Source organism: Streptomyces sp. NPDC052721, assembly GCF_040678315.1.
In the GTDB taxonomy this organism is placed as follows: Bacteria; Actinomycetota; Actinomycetes; order Streptomycetales; family Streptomycetaceae; genus Streptomyces.
Genome location: NZ_JBFATL010000032.1, coordinates 54092 through 75324, shown reverse-complemented (window position 1 = coordinate 75324; position 21233 = coordinate 54092). Strand labels below are relative to the sequence as shown.

Here is a 21233-nt window from a genome sequence, read left to right as displayed (position 1 = left end):
TTTAACGAGTTAGGTCTACAGTCCCTTGAGCCGATGACCCGTCAGGAAGGGGACGCCGAATGATGCGGGGTCCGAGCAGACGAGCCCTGTTCGCCTCCACGGCCGCCGGAGCCGGCGCGGCGCTGTTGCCCGCGGCGCCCGCCGGGGCGAAACCGCGGTCCGAGCCGGCGGCCGGATGCGCGCGGTACCGCGCCGACTACCACTTCACCGTGCCCGACCAGTGGAAGAACGACCCGCAGCGCCCGGTCTGGATCGACGGCGAGTACCACTGCTACTACCTCTACAACGCCGACTACCTGGACGGCCGCGAGGGCACCGCATGGCGGCTGGCCACCAGCACCGACCTCGTCTCCTTCACCGACCGGGGCATCGCCGTCCCCAAGGACACGACCGTCAACGGCGACGTGTGGTCGGGCTCGGCGGTGGTCGACACCCGCGGCACGGCCGGCTTCGGCCCGGGCGCGGTCGTCGCCGTCGTCACCATGTCACCCGGCGGCGGCACCGACCATCAGGAGCAGTTCCTGTACTACTCGACGGACGGCGGCCGTACGTTCACGAACCACGGCACCGATCCCGTTCTCGCCAACCCGGGCGTCCTCGACTTCCGCGACCCCAAGGTGATCCGCGACGACGACCACGACCGCTGGGTGATGGCCCTCGCCGAACGGAACAAGGTCGGCTTCTACCACTCGGCGGACCTCAGGTCCTGGACGTACGCGGGTGGTTTCGTCAAGGACGGCCTTGGCGTCCTCGAATGCCCCGACCTGTTCCGCATCACCGCCGACGACGGCACCGTGAAGTGGGTGCTGGGCGTGAGCGCGGACGGCACCGGCTCCGGGCAGCCCCACACCTACGCCTACTGGACGGGTTCGTTCGACGGCGCGGCGTTCACCGCCGACTTCGCCGACCCGCAGTGGCTCGACCACGGCTGGGACTGGTACGCGGCCGTCACCTTCGAGAAGCGCAAGCCCGACGGCACGGTGGACCCGGCCACGCGTCACGCCCTCGGCTGGCTGAACAACTGGGCCTACGCGCACACCACGCCCACCATCGACTGCGACGGCTTCAACGGCACCGACGCGATCGTCCGCGAGATCACCCTGAAGAGGGCTGCCTCCGGAGGCCACTACCTCGCCTCCCGCCCGGTTTCCACGCTCGACGCGTACGTCTCCCGGACCGTGCGCCTCGGCGACCTGACGGTCGACGGCACCCGCACGCTGGACCACACCGGCATCTCCTACGAGCTGACCACCGAGATCACCTGGTCCCAGCTCACCGGCGCCGGGGTCCAGTTGCGCCGTTCCCCGGACGGCGTCCGGCACATCGACGCCGGGGTGTACGGCGACTACGCCTTCCTCAACCGGCGCGGCACCGTCAATCCCGACACGGGCGGCACCCGGCAGGAGAGCCGCACCCCGTTCGACCGGTCCGCCGGCCGGGTGCGGCTGAGGATCCTCGTGGACCGTACGTCCGTCGAGATGTTCGTGGACGACGGCCGGTACGTGCACTCCGCCGAGGTGTTCCCCTATCTGGTCGACGACCGCCTGGCCCTGTTCAGCGTCGGCGGCACCGCTGTCTTCCGGAACACGGTGATACGGGAGTTCGCCGTGCCGGGGCAGGGAGTGTCACGATCTCCCCGGTAGCGGACACGGACGAGCACCGGAGGGCGCATGACGACGGACAGGGCGACCGCGGACGGAACGGGGCACGTCCCGGGCGTGGAGGTGAGGCCGGTCGCCGGGCACATCGGCGCCGAGATCAACGGCGTCGACCTCGCCGAGCCGCTGGACGACGCGGTGACCGCGCTCATCAGGGACGCGGTGCTGCGCTGGAAGGTGGTGTTCTTCCGCGGCCAGCGGCTGGACCACGCCGGGCACGTCGCCTTCGCGCGCCGCTTCGGCGAGCCGGTCGTCCTCCCGCGCCGCGGACCGCACTCGCCGCCCGGCTTCCCCGAGATCGAGACCACCGCCGACCGGCTGGAACTGGGCGGACGGTACGGCATGGACCACGACGAGTGGCTGGGCCGGCGCCGGCACACCCTGCTGCGCGGCTGGCACTGCGACCACGGCGCCCGGATCGACCCGCCGGCCGCGACCGTCCTGCGCGCCGAGGCCGTCCCGCCCTACGGCGGCGACACCACCTGGGCCAACCTGGCCGCCGCCTACGCCGGTCTGTCCGCCCCGGTCCGCGCCCTCGTCGACGGCCTGCGCGCCGAGCACCGGCTCGGCGTCGGCTACCAGCCCCGGCCCGGCGACGACGCCTACCTCCGCCACCTGCTGGACCACCAGGTCGCCTCCGTGCACCCGCTGGTCCGGGTGCACCCGGAGACCGGCGAGCGGGTGCTGTTCGTGAACGGCTACTACGTCGAGCAGATCGTGGACGTCTCCCGGCCGGAGAGCGCGGCGCTGCTGGAGATGCTGGTGGAGCAGGCCGTGCGTCCCGAGTACACGGTCCGCTTCCGCTGGGAGCCCGGCAGCGTCGCCTTCTGGGACAACCGGGCCACCATGCACCTGGCCCCCAGCGACCACGCGCACGTGGGCTCCCCGCGGATCATGCACCGGGTGATGCTCCACGGCGAGGTGCCGGTCGGGGTCGACGGACGGCCCTCCGAACCGATCACCGGCACGGAAGCGGGCCGCTGGTGACTCAGCCGCCGGGCCGCCACCCCAGCGCCGGACCCAGCCGCGTCGCCATGTCGGTCAGGATCTGCACGTAGTCCTCGTGCTCGAACGTGAACGGCAGCGCGAACGCCACCTCGTCGACCTCGCGGAACGCGGCGTGCGCGTGCAGCCGTTCGGCCAGCTCCGCCGAGGTGCCGACCAGATCCGGCGCGAACAGCAGCCGCGCCGGGCCCTGCGGAGACGCGGTACGGGGCAGGCGCCCGGCCGCGTAGGCCTCGTACTTGGCGCGCTGCCGCGGTGTCGCCGAGTCGGTGGGGATCACCACCAGCCCCTGGGAGACGCGGGCCGCGTCCCCGTCCGGGTGGTGGGCGCGGAACGCGCGGATGTGGGACAGCTGGATCTCCGCGAAGTCCAGTGGCGCCTGAGGGTTCTCCGCCTTGACGACGCTGCTCGTCAGGAAGTTCATGCCGTTCTCGCCGGCCCAGCGCGCCGAGCCGAGGCTGCCGCCGCCGTACCACAGCCGCCGGCCGAGTCCGGGGGAGTGGGGCTGGACGACATCGCTGAAGACCTCGATCCCCTCCACCCCGCTGAAGCCGGTGGCGGGCTTGCCGCGCACCAGGTCCAGCAGCCGCCGTACGCGCTCGTACGAGAAGTCCTCCGCGTCGGCGGTGTCCGGGTAGAGGGCGTCCTTGACCTGGTCGAAGTGCGCCGGCGGGCCCACGCTGACGCCCGGGTTCAGCCGGCCGCCGGACAGCACGTCCACCGTCGCCAGGTCCTCGGCGAGCCGCAGCGGGTTCTCCCAACCGAGCGGTGTCACCGCGGTGCCCAGCTCGATCCTGCGGGTGCGCTGCGAGGCGGCGGCCAGCACGGCGACCGGGGACGATATGCCGTACTGCAGATGCCGGTGGCGGACCCAGGCGCTGTCGAAGCCGAGCCGTTCGCCCAGCTCGATGATCTCCAGGGTGGACTCGTGGCCCCGGCCCGGGTCCGCCGGGTCGAACAGGCCGATGGTGAGGAAGCCCAGCTTGCGCAGCGGGCGAGGGGTGGACGGCACGGGCTCCTCCAGCGGTCGTACGTCGGCTCCGCACCGATTCTCGCAGGCGAGTGTGACAACCGTGTGATCAGCCGGCCGGGCCCCTGATCATGCTGTCCGGGGCAGCGGGATGACGACCTCGTCCTCGACCGGCGGGTCGAGTTCCTGCGCGCGGTTGCCGGTCGCGGCGAAGCAGCGCAGCCGGACCGCGTCCGGACCGACGTCCAGCCGCAGGAAGCACTTGAAGAAGGGCGGGCTGTAGGTGGCGGAGGACGGCGAGAACAGCTGGGTGTAGACCTTCCGCACGGGCAGCCGGAACCGGGCGGGCCGGCCGGGGCGGCGGCCGGCCCCGAGGAGGCGCGCGACCAGGCGGGTACGGCGGGTGACCCGGACGTCCGGGCCGGGTGCGCGGGCCGGCTCGATGCCGAGCCGTTCGGCGATCACGGCCGTCGCCTCCGCCTCGGTGAGGGTGAACAAGCGCCGCAGCCGGAGTCTGCGGCCGTACAGGCGGCTGTAGAAGGCGAGCGAGTCGCCGCGCAGCGGGTAGCAGCGGAACGCGTCCTCGGTGACACCGCCGACCGAGACGCGCGGGATGGTGTGCGTGGCGTGCATGAACGCCCCGCCGCCGCCCGCGACGACGTACTGGATCGTGCGGCCCTCCACGTCGACCGGATACCGCTGGTAGTTGTGGATGTCGCCGCCGATCGCGGCCACGTAGTGGTGCTCGGGAGCCCGTACGATCTCGTCCACCGTGCCGCCGCCCTCGATGGGGCAGGGGTGGTGCTCTCCGTCGACGTACAACGGCGATCCGGTGACGAGGATCTTCGGCCGGGGCCCCCGGGAGATCTCCCGCAGCCAGGCGCCCTGTTCGGCGTCGACCGTGCCCAGCAGACCGGTGTCGATGCCGACGATCCGCACCGGTCCCGCGTCGATCGCCCAGTACGGGCCCGGCTGCACGGCCTGTTGGCCCGGCTCGGAACGCAACGTCCGTGCCGCCGCCAGCCGTTGCTCGTCGGCGGGACCCGCCCGGTGCCACAGCAGGGAACGCCACCAGGCGCGGGTGAGCGGGCGGGGCCGGGGCTCCGGGCCGGGCGGCCGGGCGTCGGCGCAGAAGACACGCATGAAGGCGCCGAGGTCCTCGTACCAGTCGTGGTTGCCGGGGATCGCGTAGATCGGAGCGGGATAGTCCTGGTAGGGCCGGAAGAACTTGTCGCCGTAGTCGCCGGCGCTGCCGACGGGATAGATGACGTCGCTGGCGATCACCGCGAAGTCGGTACCCCGACCCGCCCTCAGAAACCCCGGCACGACGGCGTACTGCGAGTCGTCCCCCTCACCCGTGTCCCCGATGACCATGAAGGAGAACCGTTCCGGTACGTCCCGCCGGATCACCTTGTCCGCGGGCGCTCCCGCAGCCGCCCGGGAGGCCACCCAGCGGCTGCGGGTACGGCCGGTCGGATCGCCGAACCAGGACGCCAGCACGCCGTTGCGGGCGGCCCACAGAACGCGCGGGTTCAGCCACGACAGCTTCTCGACGTGGTCCGGCATCAGCCGCTTGTAGGTGCCGGGTTCGGCCACGCCCCAGCCGGCGCCTTGTGCGGTATCGCGTGAGGAGTCAGACACGCGGTGCACGGTAACAACGCGCCGGTCAGCGGTGGGACGCCGGGGTCTCGCTCAACGCGCCCGGGATCTGGGCCGGTTCGGGGACCACTACGCTCTGCGCCACGGCGAGTGGCGGGGAGCGTCGCCGTACTGCTTCGTCGCCGTGCCCGGCGAGGAATCCACGGACATCGGCGAGGTGGCCGCTGGTCCAGGATGTTGCTGAAGAGGGGGCGGTGCGCACGCCGGAAGGGCTCGCGCTAGGCGGCGAGGTGACCGTGGAGGAAGACCGGGTCGATGCCCAGCGTCCCGTCGTCGACGCAGAGGTGGCTGTCCGGTGGCAGGGCGGACATCAGCCGGCCGACGATGGAGCGGGCCTGGCCGTGGTCGGCGACATGGCCCAGGATGTTGCTGAGGACGAGCGCGGTCGGCCGGGTCAGGTCCAGCGTCTCGGCGGCGGTCGCGAGGATGCGGTCCGGGTCCGTGACATCGGCGTCGATGTAGGCGGTCGCGCCCTCGGGGGTGGAGTGGAGCAGCGCCCGGGCGTGGGCCAGGACCAACGGGTCGTTGTCGACGTACACGATCCGGGACTCGGGTGCGAGCCGCTGGGCGACCTCGTGGGTGTTCTCGGCGGTCGGCAGGCCGGTGCCGACGTCCAGGAACTGCCGGGTGCCCGCTTCGCGGACCAGGTGGGTGATGGTGCGGCGCAGGAAGGCACGGCTGCTGCGGGCGATGGTGACGATGCCGGGGAAGACGGCGGAGTACGCGTCGCCGGCCTGCTCGTCGACCGGGTGGTTGTCCTCGCCGCCGAGCCAGTAGTTCCAGATGCGGGCCGAGTGCGGCACCGACGTGTCGATCAGCTGATGCGTCGCCGACGCGTGCGTCGTGGCCGGATCGGTCATGAGTCGTGCCCCTCTTTTCAGCCGAGGCCTGCATTCCGCGCGCGCCCAACCTAGTCCCAAGCCCCCCTTCCCACCTCCCTGTTCGTGTTCTGGGCCGATAGGGAAAACCCTCGATTGACCCGCCGTGAGGTGACATGACTCGGTCAATGCTGTCATTCTCCCTCAGCACGCTGATCCACCCCACCCGTTCATGGATCACGGTCCCGCACAGCTCAGCTCACCCCGGGCAGCAGACCCCTCTGCCCGTCTGTCACCGGCCGCCGACCGGGCGGCCGCAGCAGGAGGAGTACGAGTGAGACCCCACAGACCCCTTCCCCACAAGAGAGCCACGGTCGGAGCCGCCCTGGTCTCCACCGCGGCCTTCCTCGCCGTCGGCCTCCAGGCGGTTCCGGCGACCGCCGCACCGGCCGCTCCCCACCCCGGCCCGCTGCGCACCGGCGGCCTGGAGGCCGAGCTGAGCCCGGCCCAGCACCAGGCGCTGATCAAGAGCGCCCGGCAGCAGACCGCCACGACCGCCCGCACCCTCGGCCTCGGTGCCCAGGAGAAGCTGGTCGTCAAGGACGTCGTCAAGGACAACGACGGCACCCTGCACACGCGGTACGAGCGCACGTACGCCGGGCTGCCCGTCCTCGGCGGCGACCTCGTCGTGCACACCCCGCCCGCATCCCGGGCCACGGGGACCGTGAGCACCACCTTCAACAGCAAGCGCACGATCAAGGTGCGTTCCACCACCGCGACCTTCACCAAGGCCGCCGCCGAGACCAAGGCCCTGAAGGCCGCGCGGGCCCTCGACGCCGAGAAGCCCACGACCGACAGCGCCCGCAAGGTGATCTGGGCCGGCAACGGCACCCCGAAGCTCGCCTGGGAGACGGTGGTCGGCGGCTTCCAGGACGACGGCACCCCCAGCCAGTTGCACGTCATCACCGACGCCACCACCGGCAAGGAGCTGTACCGGTACCAGGCGATCAAGACCGGCACCGGCAACACCCAGTACAGCGGCACCGTCACCCTGAACACCACGCTGTCGGGCTCGACGTACCAGCTGTACGACACCACGCGCGGCGGCCACAAGACGTACAACCTCAACCGGGGCACCTCCGGCACCGGCACCCTGATGACCGACGCCGACGACGTCTGGGGCGACGGGACCGGCTCCAACACCCAGACCGCCGGCGCCGACGCCGCCTACGGCGCCCAGGAGACCTGGGACTTCTACAAGAACACCTTCGGGCGCAGCGGCATCAAGAACGACGGCGTCGCCGCCTACAGCCGCGTCCACTACAGCAGCGGCTACGTCAACGCCTTCTGGGACGACAGCTGCTTCTGCATGACCTACGGCGACGGCTCGGGCAACACCCACGCCCTGACCTCGCTGGACGTGGCCGGCCACGAGATGAGCCACGGCGTCACCTCCAACACCGCCGGTCTGGAGTACAGCGGTGAGTCGGGCGGGCTGAACGAGGCGACCTCCGACATCTTCGGCACGGGCGTGGAGTTCTACGCGAACAACTCCAAGGACGTCGGCGACTACCTCATCGGCGAGAAGATCGACATCAACGGCGACGGCTCGCCGCTGCGGTACATGGACAAGCCGAGCAAGGACGGCGGTTCGGCGGACAGCTGGTACTCCGGCGTCGGCAACCTGGACGTGCACTACTCCTCGGGCCCGGCGAACCACATGTTCTACCTGCTGTCCGAGGGCAGCGGCACCAAGGTCGTCAACGGCGTGACCTACAACAGCCCGACCTCCGACGGCGTCGCCGTCACCGGCATCGGCCGCGACGCCGCCCTGAAGATCTGGTACAAGGCGCTGACGACGTACATGACGTCCAGCACCAACTACGCCGGCGCCCGCACCGCCGCCCTCAACGCCGCCGCCGCGCTGTACGGCACCAACTCCACGCAGTACGCCGGGGTGGGCAACGCCTTCGCCGGCATCAACGTCGGCAGCCACATCAACCCGCCGAGCAGCGGGGTGACGGTCACCAACCCGGGCAGCCAGTCCTCCACCGTCGGCACCGCCGTGAACCTGCAGATCCAGGCGAGCAGCACCAACAGCGGCGCGCTGACCTACAGCGCCTCCGGTCTGCCCGCCGGCCTGTCGATCAACAGCTCGACCGGTCTGATCTCGGGTACGCCCACCGCGGCGGGCACGTCCAGCACCACCGTCACGGTGAAGGACTCCACCGGCGCGACCGGCACCGCCACCTTCGGCTGGACGGTCAGCGCGACCGGCGGCGGCTGCACCCCGACCCAGCTGCTGAGCAACCCCGGCTTCGAGTCGGGCAGCACCGGCTGGACCGCGACCAGCGGCGTCATCACCACCGACAGCGGTGAGGCCTCCCACAGCGGCTCCTACAAGGCCTGGCTGGACGGGTACGGCTCCTCGCACACCGACACCCTGTCCCAGTCGGTGACCATCCCCGCGGGCTGCAAGGCGACCCTGACCTTCTACCTGCACATCGACACCGCCGAGACCACCACCAGCACCCAGTACGACAAGCTGACGGTGACCGCCGGTTCGAAGACCCTCGCCACCTACTCGAACCTGAACGCGGCCTCCGGCTACACCCAGAAGACCTTCGACCTCTCCTCGCTGGCGGGCTCGACGGTCACGCTGAAGTTCAACGGTGTGGAGGACTCCTCCCTCCAGACCAGCTTCGTCGTGGACGACACGGCCCTGACGACCGGCTGAGCCGGCACCGACGACAGCGGTCCCGCACCCGGACAGCCGGGTGCGGGACCGCTCTCGTGTCAGCTCAGCGGATCCAGCGTCAGATACGCCTGCCGCGGGCTGCCGTCGTGCACCAGGGACTCCTGGTTGCCGACGTCGTCGAAGGCGAACGCGTACGCCTTTCCGTCGGCCATCTGCGCGTGGATCTTGCGCGCGTAGTGGTTGGTCACCGTGTCCTGGTAGAAGTTCGCCGTCGTGGTGTCCGGCTGGTTGGGGTTCACCAGCAGGGTCGACCGGTTGAAACCGGCGCACAGCGTGCGGGAGATGGGCCCGCGGACGTTGTCGTTGGGGGCGTCCAGCAGCTTGTGGCAGCCGAAGATGCTGGCCGCGTCCGGCTTCTGGAAGCTGGTGACGACCGCACCGGAGGCGTTGGTGAAGTTCATGACGTTCCCGGAGACACGGCCGTAGTACTTGGTGTTCGGCTGGTCCGCGAACGGCGTGACGGTCAGGGTGGAGGTCGTGTACTTCTGCCAGACCCGGTTGACGTAGTCGTCCATCACGTTCGCCGGCAGCGCGCCGGTCTCCACGCCGTACAGCGGGGACAGCGCGCGCAGCACGGTGCCGTCGGAGCGGGTCTGGATCAGGCCCGCCCAGCCGCCCGGCTGTCCGCGCAGCGCGTTGAAGAAGCCGGTCCAGCCACCGGACTTCAGATGCCCGGTGCTGCTCACGCTGCCGTCGGCCCGCTGCACCCCGACCGCGTACGGCGCCGAGAACATGTCCACCTGGGTGCTGTTGAGCCACAGCCCGGAGTCGTTGAGCGTGTACTCCGACCAGTTGAAGAGGATGTTCCGGTTGGGGTCGGACGGGTTCTGGACGGCCGGCTGCACCAACCCGCCCGTGGTGAGCCTGAAGTCGAGCTTCCGGCCGTACGAGAAGTAGATGCGGCCGGAGAACTTGGGGATGCGGATGGTCGTGGACTGTCCGGCGGCCGGGCCGGGTATCGCCGCGTCCGGTGCGGGAGTCGGCGGATTGCCGCCCGCCGGCCAGGCGTGGAAGGCGCCGCTCGCGTCGGCCCAGCCCTGCCGTCCCGAGGACAGCTGGGTGCCGAGGTCGTAGAGGTACACCGGCTCGGAACGGCCCGAGTTGTTGGTGATCTTCAGGGGGATGGTGTCGGGGACGGCGGCGTCGGCGCGCTCCGGTGCGCCGAGGGCGAGCAGTCCGCCGAGCAGCGCCGCGGCGGCGGCCAGGGGGAGCGCGCGACGGGGAAGCGCGCGGCGGGTGGGCCTGTGAGGCACTCTCCACCTCCGTGTGGGGTCGGGGTCGTACGGACTTGGTCCGTACCGGTTTGAGAGCGCTCTCAGATTCATGCCGAGACGCGTTCATGTCAATGAGGTGAACAGGATCGGCCCGGCGACCGCTCGGGGGGCGGGCGCCGGGTCCCGGCGTCAGAACGTGCGCTTGAGCAAGTCGAGCAGGGCCGCCCAGTGCCGCTCGTCGGCCTTCCGGTCGTAAGCCGGGGTGTCCGCCTGGGTGTAGCCGTGGTGGGCGCCGGCGTACACCTCGCTGGTGTGCCGTACCCCGGCGGCGGTCAACGCCTCCTCGAAGCGCGCCACCTGCTCCGGGGGCAGCGACGGGTCCTCGTCGGCGTGCCCGAAGTACAGCTCAGCGGTGATGTTCGGGGCCTGAAGGTGCGGGCTGTCCGGGTCGTCGGTGGCGAGGCGCCCGCCGTGGAACCCGGCCCCCGCCGCGACCCGGTCCGGGTGGGCGCCCGCGGTCCACAGCACGAGCCGGGCGCCCATGCAGTAGCCGGTCAGCGCGACCGGGCCGTCGGCCGCGACCGGGCTGTCGGCCAGCCACCGCAGACAGGCGTCCGCGTCCCGCCTGACCTGGTCCGGCGTCAGTCCGGCCACGATCGGGCCGAGCCGCTCCCAGAGGGTCGGGTCGGCGCCCGGATCGATGAACTCGGGCAGTTCCAGGACCGGCGCCCGGCCCAGGCGGTAGAACACGTTCGGCACCAGCACCGTGTAGCCGGCGCCGGCGAGCCGGTCGGCCATCGACCGCAGATACGGCCGCAGACCGTAGGCGTCCTGGTAGAAGAGGACGGCCGGACGGGGGCGGCCGTCGGCCGGGTGGACGAGATACGCGTCGGCGACGCCGTCCTCGGTGGGGATGTCGACGGCGGTCGCCCGGACATCGGTCATGGTGAGAAGGCCCTCCCTCGGGGATGGCGCCGGGCGGCGGATGCCCGCCCGGCGCCGCGGCTACGGCCATGCTGCCACGCAAGATCCAGTCCGGCGCACCCGGCCGGTGCCCCGGCGCTCACCCGGTCCCACCCGATGCCCTCGGCGCTCACTCGAAACGGCTGGTGTCCCCGGCGCCCCGCCGGACGATCTCCGCCTCGCCACCGGAGAAGTCGACGACCGTCGTCGGCTCGGTGCCGCAGTCACCCGAGTCGACGACGGCGTCCACCACATGGTCGAGCCGGTCCTTGATCTCCCAGCCCTGGGTCAGCGGCTCCTGCTCGTCCGGCAGCAGCAGTGTGCTGGACAGCAGCGGCTCACCCAGCTCCGCCAGCAGCGCCTGGGTGACCACGTGGTCGGGGATGCGCACGCCCACGGTCTTCTTCTTCGGGTGCTGGAGCATGCGCGGCACCTCGCGGGTGGCCGGCAGGATGAACGTGTAGCTGCCCGGCGTCGACGCCTTCACGGCCCGGAACACGTCGTTGTCCACCCGGACGAACTGGCCGAGCTGCGCGAAGTCCCGGCACATCAGGGTGAAGTGGTGCCGGTTGTCCAGCCGGCGGATGGAGCGGATCCGGTCCATGCCGTCCCGGCTGCCCAGCCGGCAGCCGAGCGCGTAACAGGAGTCGGTCGGGTATGCGATGAGTGCCCCCGAGCGGACCGCGTCGGCGACCTGGCCGATGCTGCGCGGCTGCGGGTTCTCGGGGTGCACGTCGAAGTACTTCGCCATCTGCCGAGCTTATGCCGTCGTGGGGCGTGGGGCGCCTCGGCGCTCGCCGATGCCGTGCCCGCGCCGCACCGGGCCCCGGACCGGCTCGTCACCCGCGACCACGCCCTTCCCAAGCCGCCCGAGGGACACCTCAACCTGCTGCGCCACGTCGCCGGGCACGAGGGCGTCACGGTCCGCGAGGCCGCCGCGGGCTCCATTCCGCTGCCCACGGAACCGTAGCCCCCTACGGCGTCGGCGCCCGTACGCGCCGTCGCCGGTCCCGGAGGGGCGTATGCCGTCGTGGGCGTTCTCCTGTGTCACCCGTGGATCACTGCGCCGTGCCCGCGCCGCCGGCGTCTTCCGTGTCGCCCACGGCGCCGGCCACCGCCGCCGCCCGGCGGCGCGAACTGCACGCGTCCACCGCCCAGTTGCAGTGGGTGACCAACGCCTACGGTGGGAATCTGGGAATCAGCCGGAATTCGTCGGCGTACTTCCCGGATTCCAGGGCATCCGACCTCTGAGCCGCCCAGGGCCTTCCCCCCGCCCGGGGCGCGGCGTCTCCGCCGGCGGCCACCCCCCCCAGGCCGCCGGCGGAACGGGCCGATGACTGACCGAGCTGGTCCTATCTGGCCGCGGGTGCGGCCGGCAGGTCGAACACGTGTCGCGGAGAGATGATTTCCGTGATCGCCCGGCCGAACAGTGTGCTGGGTTCCTCGTCGTCGTGGTTGATGTCGGTGTTGAGGAGGACGACGAGGGTCGTGCGCGTCGTCGGAAAGTAGATGGTCAGCGACTCGTAGCCGGGCAGGGAGCCGTTGTGGCCGAGCCAGCCCTGTACGTCGAAGATGCCCAGCCCGTAGCCGGCGCCCGGGATCGGGGTCGCCGGGGTGATGAGGCGCTGCTTCTGCGTGGCGGGGCTGATCAGGCGTCTGCCGTCGGGCAGTTCGCCGGTGGCGACCGTGGGCGCCCAGACGCGCAGGTCGTCCAGTGTGGAGATCATCGCCCCGGCGGCCCAGCCCCAGGACGGGTTCCAGCCGGCCGTGTCGGCGACCTTCCCGTTCGCGGTCTGGTCGGTGTAGCCCTGCGCGTGCGGGGTGGGGAACTCGCTGCCCCGCGGGAAGAGCGTGTGCTTCATGCCGGCCGGGCCGAGGATGTGCTGCTGGACGTAGTCCCCGAGGCGCTGACCGCTCTCCTTCTCCACGACCAGACCGAGCAGAATGAGATTCGTGTTGCTGTAGGAGAACTCCGCGCCCGGCGGGAACAGCACCGGATGCCTGAAGGCGTAGTCGAGCAACTGCCGTGGCGTGAAGGGGCGGTGGGGGTCGGAGGTGAGCGCCTTGAAGAAGTCGTCGTCCTCGGAGTAGTTGAACAGTCCGCTGCGCATGCCGGCCAGCTGGCGGAGCGTGATCCGGTCCCCGTTGGGTACGCCGTCGACGTACCTGCCGATCGTGTCGTCGAGGCCGACCTTTCCCCGGTCCACCAGTTGCAGCAGCGCTGTCACGGTGAACGTCTTCGTCTCGCTGCCGATGCGCGTGTACAGGTCCGGCGTCATCTTCCGGCCGGTCGCCTTGTCGGCGACGCCGAACGAGCGGACGTAACCGTCCCGGCCCGGTGTCCAGATGCCCACGGTCACGCCCGGCACGTTCGCCTCGCGCATCACCCGCCGTACGGTCGCGTCGAGTTGGCGTGTCACGGCGGGGGAGAGGGCGCGTACGTCCGGTTCCGAGGCCGACGGGCTGGGCGGGGCGGCGACGGACGCGTCCGGTACGGCCCCTGCCGTGAGCGGCGCGCACAGCGTTCCCGCCAGTACGGCGGCCATGGCTCCCCGGCGCAGGCGGGACGTGGGCGACATGGGCTGACTCCAAGCACGTGAGGGGCGACCGTGCGCGGGGCGGACGTCGGAGCTCGGACCTCCCCAGCATAGAAGCGCCCGACACGCGGCGCGCGCCGGACGGAACGCCCCCCTCCGGCCCCGTCCCGTCCCAGCCCAGGACACCCCCCAACCGACGGAATGCTTGTCTGACGGGTGGAAGGCCTCGTTCGGGCGATGGAATCACCCGACCCGGTGAGCGCGCGGTGTGGGGCGTACCGGTGGCGGGTCCCGGGCGTTGCCCCGGCATGAACCGCTTGGACTGGATGGACCGGATGGAGCGCATGGACCGGATGCGCCGGCTGCGCCAGATGGACCGTACCGGGGAGCCGATCTACGCCGGGCTCGTCGCGGAGTGGCGGGCGCAGGGGCGGACCGTCCCCGCCGAGCCGGACGCGCTGTGGGCCGCCCTCTCGGGCCGCACCCGCGGCGCCCGGCGTGAGGCCAAGCACCTCTGAACCGCTACCGGTACTGCCCGCACAGCGGGGCGAGCACCGCCAGCGTGCCGTTGGCCCGCTGTAGCGCCTCCTCCAGGGCGCCGGGCGCGTGCAGCGTGGCGGTGCCGTCGGGCGGCACGAGCCACTCCAGGAAGCGCGCGGGCCGGTACGGCGGTGGTACGGCGACCCAGGAGCCCTTGGTCGCGTACCGCAGCCCGGCGCCGATCCAGCCGCCCGACGGGTCCGGCGGCAGGAAGAACCCGACCCGCCCGGCCGCCGTGTCCACCAGCGTCGGACCCGGCACGGGCAGGCCGGGCCGCCACAGCAGGTCCAGGGTGAGCAGCCCCAGCCGCTCGGGGACGCTCAGCACGTCCCAGAAGCGGCCCGCCTCCAGCAGTGCGATGCCCTCGCCGTGGTCCCATTCCCGTTTGCAGGCGCGCGGGTCGGCCGACGCCGCCGCCAGCCACTCCACGCCCCGCATCCACATCCTGTTCGTCATGCACTGCTCCGGATGTCCTCGCTCGCCCGTGCATGGTTGTGGATATTTCTACGCGGCGGAAGGGGTGGCGTGGCCTGGCGTTTGAGGCGGGACGTTCGAACGCCGCGTGCCGGTGCGTCAGTCGAGACACATGCAGGCGTCACCTGTCCGGGAACGGAGCGGACCCAGCGCGCTCGATTTGAGCGTCATGGCAATTGAATCGAGCGTCTAGTCTTGAGATCGGCGTCATTTCCGTCGTATGCTCACGGCATTCCTTCCCCGTCTCTGTTGAGGTGCCCCATGGACCGCACGCGTCTGCCCGCCCTACTGGCCCGCGAGAGCGCCGAGGCCGAACGCCGCAACCCGCGCTCCCGGGCGGCGTACGCGCGCGCCGACCACCTCTTCGGCCGGGTGCCGATGACCTGGATGAACAAGACCGCCGGCGCATTTCCGCGCTATCTGGCCGGGGCGCGCGGCGCCCGGGTCACCGACGTCGACGGGCACGCGTACATCGACTTCTGCCTCGGGGACACCGGCGCGATGGCCGGCCACTCGCCCGCCGCCGTCACCGAGGCGGTGCACCGCCGGTACGCCGAACTGGGCGGGGCCACCGCCATGCTGCCCACCGAGGACGCCGAGTGGGTCGGCGCCGAACTGGCCCGGCGCTTCGGCCTGGCCCGCTGGAGCTTCTCGCTCACCGCGACCGACGCCAACCGCTGGGCGATCCGGCTCGCCCGGGCCGTCACCGGCCGGCCGAAGATCCTGGTCAACAGCTACTGCTACCACGGCAGCGTGGACGAGTCGCTGATCGTCACCGGCCCGGACGGCACCGGCGCCGCGCGCCCCGGCAACGTCGGCGCGCCCTGCGACGTGACGCTGACCAGCAGGGTCGCCGAGTTCAACGACCTCGCCGGGCTGGAGCGGGAGCTGGCCCACGGTGACGTCGCCGCCGTGCTGATGGAGCCCGCCCTCACCAACATCGGCATCGTGCTGCCCGAACCCGGCTACCTCACCGGCGTCCGCGAGCTGACCCGGCGGTACGGCGCCCTGCTCATCAACGACGAGACCCACACCTTCTCCGCCGGGCCGGGCGGCTGCACGGCCGCCTGGGACCTGGAGCCCGACCTGCTCACCATCGGCAAGGCGATCGGCGGCGGCATCCCGGCCGGCGCCTACGGCCTGTCCGCCGAACTCGCCGACCGGCTGCTGGGCCGTACCGACCTGGATCTCGTCGACATGGGCGGTGTCGGCGGTACCCTCGCGGGCAACGCGCTGTCGGTCGCGGCCACCCGCGCCACCCTGGAGCACGTGCTGACCGACGAGGCGTTCGCCCGGATGGCGACCCTCGCCGAGCGCTTCGAGGCGGGCGTCCGGGCCGGCATCGAGGCCCACCGGCTGCCCTGGTCGGTCAGCCGGCTCGGCGCCCGCACCGAGTACCGCTTCACCTCCCCGGCCCCGCGCACCGGCACCGAGTCCGCGGCGGTCTCCGACCCGGAGCTGGAGGACTTCCTGCACCTCTACCTCGCCAACCGGGGCATCCTGCTCACCCCGTTCCACAACATGGCGCTGATGTGCCCGGACACCACCGAGCGGGACGTCGACACCCACACCGAGGTGTTCGCCGCCGCGCTCGCCGAACTGGCCGCCTGAGGAAGAGAGCCGGACGAGATGAAGGACATGGACGACATCGACCGGGCCATCCTGCGCGAACTGCAGACCGACGGCCGTATCGCCTACGCCGACCTCGGCCCCAAGGTCGGGCTGTCCGCCTCGGCGGCCCGGCAGCGCCTGCAGCGGCTGCTGGACTCCAAGGCGGTCCAGGTGGTCGGCGTCACCGACCCGATGGCCATGGGCGGACAGGCCATGGCCCTCCTCGGCATCGGCGTCGACGGCGACCCCCGGACCGTCGCCGACACCCTCGCCGAGCGCCCCGAGGTCGTCTACTCGGTGCTCACCTCGGGCGGCTTCGACCTCTTCGCCGAGGTGGTCGCACCCGGCCCGAAGGAACTGCTCGACTTCGTCAACGACGTGGTGCGCCCCATCGAGGGCGTCCGGGAGATCCGGTCCTTCCCGTACTTCGGCATCCACACCCACCGCTTCCTGTGGGACGTGGGCTGACCGGCGGGAACAACGAGGTCAGGGGACCGGTGACCCGGGCGTCAGCACCAGCATGGTGACGTCGTCGCGGATCGCGTAGCGCCGCCGTGCCAGGTCCGCCCACACCGCGCCGGGCAGCTCGGCGGACGGGGTGCCGGCCAGGGCGGCCAGCCGCTCCGGCAGCGGGTAGAAGGTGCCGGAGCCGTCCCGCGCCTCCCACACGCCGTCGGAGGCCAGGAACAGCCGGTCGTCCGGAGCGAGCGTCACGGTGATCTCCTTCGGCGGATCGACCCCGAGGAGCCCGATGCCCAACGGCGGACCGGGCGCGACGGTCACCTCCCGGGCCTGTCCCCCGTGCAGCAGCACCGGCGCCGGATGACCGCAGGCCACCAGCCGGACCGCGGCCGTGTCCGCCGCGAACTCCAGCAGCAGGGCCGTCGCGAACAGCTCCCCGTGCCGGACGTCCGCCGAGTCCACCGCGAGCCGGCGGTCCAGCCGGGCGGCCACCGACTCCAGGTCCGGCTGGTCCAGGGCGGCCTCCCGGAACGCCCCCAGCAGCGACACCACCGTCGCGACCGCCGCCAGCCCGTGCCCCTGCACGTCACCCATCACCGCGCGCACGCCGCACGGCCCCTTCCGCACGTCGAAGAAGTCACCGCCCACCAGCGTCCCGTCCTGCGCGGCCCGGTAGAAGGACGCGCACCCGACCCGAGCGACCCGGTCCGGCAGCGGCGGCAGCACGGCCCGCTGCACCGCCTCGCCGATCGCCCGCTCGGTGTCCAGCTGGGCGTCGCGGTGGCTGCGTACGTAGGACACGAACACGCTCAGCGCGGCCACGAACGCGATGGTGAGCACATCCGTGTTGCCGGGGAGGTTCAGATGGGTGGCCGGGAGGTTCAGCACCACGATCGCGCCCACACCGAGGAGACCGGTCAGCAGCGGGCCGTAGGACAGGACGGCCAGCGGCGGGATGGCGCCCAGCAGGAAGCCGAGATCGCGCGCGTGCGGCGTGACCAGCGTGGCCGAGCCGACGGCCGCGAGCAGCAGCACGGGCAGCACGCGTATCCACCACGGCGGTGGCGCGCCCCGCAGCCAGCCGCGATCCTGACGGTCCCCGCGCGACGACCGGCCGCGCACCGATTCCACATCCCCAAGTTACGCCGCCGCCGGCGTACCGCGCCGCGCGGGACAACCCGCGGAATGCCGAGCGGAAACACCCCTCAGAAAAAGGGTGGACCCCGGTCGGCCGGCCCCCTAACCTGTGATCATCACGCCCGAGACGGACGGATGAGGAGGCGAGTGTCATGTGGATCACCACCGAGCAGCGCTCCCCCCTCCCCGTGCCGCGGGCGTGTCACGTCTGATCAGACCGGGAGCGCGCACACCGTACGCATCCCGGAGGATTCCTTGACCGACGTGGTCATCCGCACGCTCGACGAGAGCAGTGCTCACCTTTTCCGCACCATGCCGGACCCGCTCGCGCTGAGCGACAAGCACCGCAGCACCCACTACCGCCCCGACTGGCAGCGCATCGCCCTGCGCGACGGCCGCACCGTGGCGCGCGCCGCCTGGTGGGGCCGCCCCGAGGACCCCGAGCCGCTGGTCATCAACTGGTTCGACGTCGCCGAGGGCGAGGAGGAGGCGGGTGCCGAGCTGCTGCGGACGGCGCCCTGGAAGACACCCGAACTCGAACTCGACCTGCCCACAGGCTGGCGCGACGACCCGCTGCGGCGGGACGCGGTGGCCGTCCGGGAGAGTGCCGCGCGCCAGGCCGGCTACACACCCCTGGTGGAGCGCTTCCTCTACCGCTGGACCTCGGACCGGGGACTGCCCGAGCGGCCCGGACGGCTCCTGTACACCGCCGAACCGGACGACACCGTGTTCCTCGACCTGCTGCGCCGCATCAACTCCGGCACGCTCGACGCCCACGCCCGCCGGGCCATCGAGCAGGGAGGCGTGGACCAGGCGGCCCGGGAGGACCTGGAGATCCTGCGCTGGTTCCCGTCACCGCGCGAGTGGTGGCAGATCGCCCGCACGCCGCAGGGCGACCCGGTCGGCATCCACATCCCGGCGCGCAACCCCGGCGGGCCGTGCGTCGCCTTCATCGGCGTGGTGCCGGAACACCGCGGCCACGGCTACGCCTACGACCTGCTCGTCGAGTGCACCCACTTCCTGGTCGAACAGGGCGCCGAGTTCATCGCCGCCGCCACCGACCAGGGCAACGTCCCGATGGCCGCCCACTTCACCAGGGCCGGCTACCCCGTCCTGCGGGAACGCGTCAACTATTGGACCGACCATGAGGTCGGGGCCGGATGACGAGCTGACGGCGCGGTGACCGGCGGTGCCGGGGAAGGGGGTCTGCCTCCCCTCCCCGGCACCCCGGCCGCTCAGGCCCTGCCGCCCGCCAGCCGTGCCTCCGCCGTGGCCAGGATCTCGGTGACCCGGAGGCCGAACGCGGCGTCGCAGGAGTGCGGCCGGCCCGTGCGGGCCGCCCGCACCAGCGCGTCGGTGGCCCGGGCGAGCGCGGGGACCGCTCCCTCGGAACTGCCCGGCAGGACCGTCACGCCGGCCTCGCCGCGCAGTTCCACGTCGGCCCCGGCCGCCGCCGCCGGGGCGGTCAGACTCAGCGTGAGGGTGCTCGACGCGCCGGTGGAGTGGTCGAGCACCAGGTGCACGGTGTCCGCCGGACCGTGCGCCGCCGCCACGACCTGCCGTACGTCGCCGAGGACCGGCAGCAGCACCGACAGGGCGTGCGGGCCGACGTCCCACAGCGCGCCCTTCTCCCGCCGCCACGGCGAGGCCGCGAACGGGCTGTCGCTCGTGAACACCGCGCCCAGCCACTGCGCCCGCGCAGTGAACCAGCCCGCCACGGCCGCCTGTTCGTCGATCCAGGCCTCCGGCTCCTTCTGGAAGCGCGTGGTGAAGAACACCACCGACGCCACCCCGGCCTGCTCCACCGCCTCCACGACGGCCCGCCCCTCGGCGACCGACACCGCCAGCGGCTTGTCCAGCAGCAGATGGCGGCCCGCCCGGGCCGCCCGCACCGCCAACTCGGCCTGCACGGACGGCGGCAGGGCCACCGCCACCGCGTCCACGTCGGCCAGCAGCGCGTCCACGTCGGCGTACGCGGTCACGCCGTACTGCTCCGCGAGCGCCGTGGCCGCCTCCGGCCGGCGCCCCCACACCCCGGCGAACTCCACGCCGGTGTGCCCGGCCAGGGCGGGGGCGTACGCCGCCTTGGCCCACGGGCCCGTTCCCAGCAGTCCGATGCGCATGTCGCGTTCCTTTCTCCGAGCCGATCCCCGCACCCTCACGATGCCGCGCTCCGGTCGCCGTCCGCACACCCGCGGCCGGCATCGCCTTGTTCCGCGAGCCACTTGGCGATGGTCGCGGCGATCGGCTGACCGGTGTCCATCTCCACGAAGCCGAACTGGCCGGACTGGTTGCACTCCAGGAACCACCAGATCCCGTCGGCGTCCTCCGCGAAGTCGAAGGCGCCGTACGCCAGTTCCGCGCCGGCCATGTAGCGCAGCACGCCCTCGGCGACGCGGGGCGGCACGTCCGCGGGCAGCCAGAGGGAGACCGACGGGGCGAAGCGGACGTCCACGTCGTCCGGGTGGGCGTCCGGGTCGGCGGGCTTGCGCGCGGCCAGCAGCGTGTCGCCGACGACGGTGAGCCGGACGTCGGCCCGCTTCGCGATCCGCCGTTGCAGCAGGGTCGGGCCGAAGGCGACCGCCGTGAAGTCGGCGTCCGGCGCGACCCGGCTGGTCGGCACCGCCCGGGGCGGCTCCTGCGGGTGCGCCCCGGAGACCGGCTTGACCACCAGGTCCGGGAAGCGTTCCGCGAACTCCCGCGCCGCCTGCGGGAACGTCGTGATCAGGGTGGCCGGCACCGCGAGGCCGCTGCGCTGGGCCAGACGGAGCTGCCAGGGCTTGTGCCGGGCCCGGCGCGCGGCGTCCGGATGGTTCATCCAGCGGGCGTCCGTGCAGCGCAGCATGCCGTACAGCGCCTGCGAGGACTCCTCGGTCAGCCAGGCGGACGGCTGGGCGGCGCGGGCGGCCGGGTCGCCCGGCCTGCGCACCCAGACGGAGCGCAGGCCGTTCATGCTCACCAGGCGCCCGCCGACGGACAGATGCCCCCGGCAGGCGCCTCGCACGTACTCGCCCGACAGCGCCACCCCGTTGGTGAGATCGGCGGGGTCGAGCCGGACGACGGGCACGCCCGCCTCGCCCAGCCGGAGGACCACCATGTCCGCCGTCACGTCCTCTTCACTGGTCAGGATGAGCACGGTCATCTGTGGAAGCCCGCGGTTCAGTCGTCGAAGTGCGTCTTGGAACCGGCGGTCGAGGTCGTGGTTCCGAGTGCTCTGAGGGTCGCGTGGTCGGTGGCGGCGATCCGTCCGTCCGGGAGGACGTTCAACTGCAGTCCGGAGTCGTACACATACGGAGCGGTGACGTCCAACTGCACTGCGGGCCGTGCGTAGTTGAGCGTGAACGGTTGCATGGTCTCTCCCTGATTCGGCTTTCACGTCCTTATACGAGTCGAACGGGTGATTGGTTTCCTTACGTAGAGTGAGCAC

Annotated in this window: 19 protein-coding genes and 1 pseudogene; 8 read left to right on the top strand and 12 right to left on the bottom strand. The window is 72.0% G+C overall.

What is annotated here, in order from left to right:
• The first annotated feature begins 62 nt into the window (after positions 1-62).
• Both AB0L21_RS27280 and AB0L21_RS27275 read left to right on the top strand, forming a co-directional pair.
• Positions 63-1643: a glycoside hydrolase family 32 protein gene (locus tag AB0L21_RS27280; protein WP_365787026.1), complete on the top strand. Its 1581-nt coding sequence runs from the start codon at positions 63-65 to the stop codon at positions 1641-1643.
• Between the two features lie 27 nt (positions 1644-1670).
• Complete coding sequence (locus tag AB0L21_RS27275) at positions 1671-2645, top strand: TauD/TfdA family dioxygenase (RefSeq protein ID WP_365786995.1); 975 nt, start codon at positions 1671-1673, stop codon at positions 2643-2645.
• A gap of 1 nt (position 2646) precedes the next feature.
• Here the strand turns inward: AB0L21_RS27275 and AB0L21_RS27270 are convergent, their stop codons facing one another.
• The 3 genes and pseudogenes from AB0L21_RS27270 to AB0L21_RS27260 form a co-directional block, all read right to left on the bottom strand.
• The gene (locus tag AB0L21_RS27270; protein ID WP_365710120.1) at positions 2647-3675 is read right to left on the bottom strand and encodes an LLM class flavin-dependent oxidoreductase; all 1029 of its coding nucleotides are present in this window, start codon (positions 3673-3675) and stop codon (positions 2647-2649) included.
• A gap of 87 nt (positions 3676-3762) precedes the next feature.
• A complete protein-coding gene (locus tag AB0L21_RS27265; RefSeq protein ID WP_365786993.1) occupies positions 3763-5274 on the bottom strand; it encodes a metallophosphoesterase in 1512 nt (503 codons plus the stop codon).
• A gap of 260 nt (positions 5275-5534) precedes the next feature.
• Positions 5535-6152, bottom strand: a pseudogene (locus tag AB0L21_RS27260) (SAM-dependent methyltransferase); the annotation flags it as partial.
• 292 nt (positions 6153-6444) lie between these two features.
• Here AB0L21_RS27260 and AB0L21_RS27255 point away from each other — a divergent pair.
• Positions 6445-8847, top strand: coding sequence for a M4 family metallopeptidase (locus AB0L21_RS27255; protein ID WP_365786991.1), 2403 nt, complete (start codon positions 6445-6447; stop codon positions 8845-8847).
• A gap of 59 nt (positions 8848-8906) precedes the next feature.
• Here the strand turns inward: AB0L21_RS27255 and AB0L21_RS27250 are convergent, their stop codons facing one another.
• From AB0L21_RS27250 to AB0L21_RS27240, 3 genes are all read right to left on the bottom strand, one after another.
• Positions 8907-10121: a glycoside hydrolase family 64 protein gene (locus AB0L21_RS27250; RefSeq protein ID WP_365786989.1), complete on the bottom strand. Its 1215-nt coding sequence runs from the start codon at positions 10119-10121 to the stop codon at positions 8907-8909.
• 150 nt (positions 10122-10271) lie between these two features.
• Complete coding sequence (locus tag AB0L21_RS27245; protein ID WP_365710112.1) at positions 10272-11027, bottom strand: dienelactone hydrolase family protein; 756 nt, start codon at positions 11025-11027, stop codon at positions 10272-10274.
• Positions 11028-11175: 148 nt separating this feature from the next.
• Positions 11176-11796 carry an L-threonylcarbamoyladenylate synthase gene (locus tag AB0L21_RS27240; protein ID WP_365710110.1) on the bottom strand — a complete coding sequence of 207 codons (621 nt, stop codon included), beginning with the start codon at positions 11794-11796 and terminating at the stop codon, positions 11176-11178.
• Positions 11797-11850: 54 nt separating this feature from the next.
• Between AB0L21_RS27240 and AB0L21_RS27235 the strand changes: the two genes are divergently transcribed.
• Positions 11851-12015 carry a hypothetical protein gene (locus AB0L21_RS27235; RefSeq protein ID WP_365786987.1) on the top strand — a complete coding sequence of 55 codons (165 nt, stop codon included), beginning with the start codon at positions 11851-11853 and terminating at the stop codon, positions 12013-12015.
• A gap of 382 nt (positions 12016-12397) precedes the next feature.
• On the opposite strand, the gene AB0L21_RS27230 is transcribed toward AB0L21_RS27235, so the two are convergent.
• Positions 12398-13624 (bottom strand): serine hydrolase domain-containing protein, encoded by a 1227-nt coding sequence (locus AB0L21_RS27230; RefSeq protein WP_365786985.1) that lies wholly within the window; start codon positions 13622-13624, stop codon positions 12398-12400.
• A 266-nt stretch (positions 13625-13890) separates the two neighbouring features.
• On the opposite strand from AB0L21_RS27230, the gene AB0L21_RS27225 reads away from it, so the two are divergent.
• Positions 13891-14100 (top strand): hypothetical protein, encoded by a 210-nt coding sequence (locus AB0L21_RS27225; RefSeq protein ID WP_365710105.1) that lies wholly within the window; start codon positions 13891-13893, stop codon positions 14098-14100.
• 4 nt (positions 14101-14104) lie between these two features.
• Here the strand turns inward: AB0L21_RS27225 and AB0L21_RS27220 are convergent, their stop codons facing one another.
• A complete protein-coding gene (locus AB0L21_RS27220) occupies positions 14105-14578 on the bottom strand; it encodes a hypothetical protein (RefSeq protein WP_365710103.1) in 474 nt (157 codons plus the stop codon).
• A 279-nt stretch (positions 14579-14857) separates the two neighbouring features.
• Between AB0L21_RS27220 and AB0L21_RS27215 the strand changes: the two genes are divergently transcribed.
• On the top strand, positions 14858-16207 hold the full coding sequence (locus AB0L21_RS27215; RefSeq protein WP_365710101.1) for a transaminase: 1350 nt from the start codon (positions 14858-14860) through the stop codon (positions 16205-16207).
• A 27-nt stretch (positions 16208-16234) separates the two neighbouring features.
• The gene (locus tag AB0L21_RS27210; protein WP_365787024.1) at positions 16235-16675 is read left to right on the top strand and encodes an Lrp/AsnC family transcriptional regulator; all 441 of its coding nucleotides are present in this window, start codon (positions 16235-16237) and stop codon (positions 16673-16675) included.
• An 18-nt stretch (positions 16676-16693) separates the two neighbouring features.
• Here the strand turns inward: AB0L21_RS27210 and AB0L21_RS27205 are convergent, their stop codons facing one another.
• Positions 16694-17800 carry a PP2C family protein-serine/threonine phosphatase gene (locus AB0L21_RS27205; RefSeq protein ID WP_365710099.1) on the bottom strand — a complete coding sequence of 369 codons (1107 nt, stop codon included), beginning with the start codon at positions 17798-17800 and terminating at the stop codon, positions 16694-16696.
• 261 nt (positions 17801-18061) lie between these two features.
• Between AB0L21_RS27205 and AB0L21_RS27200 the strand changes: the two genes are divergently transcribed.
• The gene (locus AB0L21_RS27200; protein ID WP_365710097.1) at positions 18062-18970 is read left to right on the top strand and encodes a GNAT family N-acetyltransferase; all 909 of its coding nucleotides are present in this window, start codon (positions 18062-18064) and stop codon (positions 18968-18970) included.
• Positions 18971-19041: 71 nt separating this feature from the next.
• Here AB0L21_RS27200 and AB0L21_RS27195 read toward each other — a convergent pair whose 3' ends face one another.
• Genes AB0L21_RS27195 through tgmA form a run of 3 tightly spaced genes read right to left on the bottom strand, consistent with a single transcriptional unit; the run spans position 19042 to position 21157 of the window.
• Positions 19042-19929 (bottom strand): Gfo/Idh/MocA family oxidoreductase, encoded by an 888-nt coding sequence (locus AB0L21_RS27195; RefSeq protein ID WP_365706700.1) that lies wholly within the window; start codon positions 19927-19929, stop codon positions 19042-19044.
• 35 nt (positions 19930-19964) lie between these two features.
• Positions 19965-20948 carry an ATP-grasp ribosomal peptide maturase gene (gene tgmB / locus AB0L21_RS27190; protein WP_365786983.1) on the bottom strand — a complete coding sequence of 328 codons (984 nt, stop codon included), beginning with the start codon at positions 20946-20948 and terminating at the stop codon, positions 19965-19967.
• 17 nt (positions 20949-20965) lie between these two features.
• Positions 20966-21157, bottom strand: a complete 192-nt coding sequence (gene tgmA / locus AB0L21_RS27185; RefSeq protein ID WP_365706697.1) for a putative ATP-grasp-modified RiPP — start codon at positions 21155-21157, stop codon at positions 20966-20968.
• Between the last annotated feature and the right edge of the window lie 76 nt (positions 21158-21233).

What these genes read in the sequence shown, in the direction of transcription:
- tgmA (WP_365706697.1), bottom strand. Translation starts at nt 21,157, where the DNA reads ATGCAACCGTTCACGCTCAACTACGCACGGCCCGCAGTGCAGTTGGAC.
- AB0L21_RS27240 (WP_365710110.1), bottom strand. Translation starts at nt 11,796, where the DNA reads ATGGCGAAGTACTTCGACGTGCACCCCGAGAACCCGCAGCCGCGCAGC.
- tgmB (WP_365786983.1), bottom strand. Translation starts at nt 20,948, where the DNA reads ATGACCGTGCTCATCCTGACCAGTGAAGAGGACGTGACGGCGGACATG.
- AB0L21_RS27245 (WP_365710112.1), bottom strand. Translation starts at nt 11,027, where the DNA reads ATGACCGATGTCCGGGCGACCGCCGTCGACATCCCCACCGAGGACGGC.
- AB0L21_RS27230 (WP_365786985.1), bottom strand. Translation starts at nt 13,624, where the DNA reads ATGTCGCCCACGTCCCGCCTGCGCCGGGGAGCCATGGCCGCCGTACTG.
- AB0L21_RS27220 (WP_365710103.1), bottom strand. Translation starts at nt 14,578, where the DNA reads ATGACGAACAGGATGTGGATGCGGGGCGTGGAGTGGCTGGCGGCGGCG.
- AB0L21_RS27275 (WP_365786995.1), top strand. Translation starts at nt 1,671, where the DNA reads ATGACGACGGACAGGGCGACCGCGGACGGAACGGGGCACGTCCCGGGC.
- AB0L21_RS27195 (WP_365706700.1), bottom strand. Translation starts at nt 19,929, where the DNA reads ATGCGCATCGGACTGCTGGGAACGGGCCCGTGGGCCAAGGCGGCGTAC.
- AB0L21_RS27210 (WP_365787024.1), top strand. Translation starts at nt 16,235, where the DNA reads ATGGACGACATCGACCGGGCCATCCTGCGCGAACTGCAGACCGACGGC.
- AB0L21_RS27280 (WP_365787026.1), top strand. Translation starts at nt 63, where the DNA reads ATGCGGGGTCCGAGCAGACGAGCCCTGTTCGCCTCCACGGCCGCCGGA.
- AB0L21_RS27225 (WP_365710105.1), top strand. Translation starts at nt 13,891, where the DNA reads ATGAACCGCTTGGACTGGATGGACCGGATGGAGCGCATGGACCGGATG.
- AB0L21_RS27215 (WP_365710101.1), top strand. Translation starts at nt 14,858, where the DNA reads ATGGACCGCACGCGTCTGCCCGCCCTACTGGCCCGCGAGAGCGCCGAG.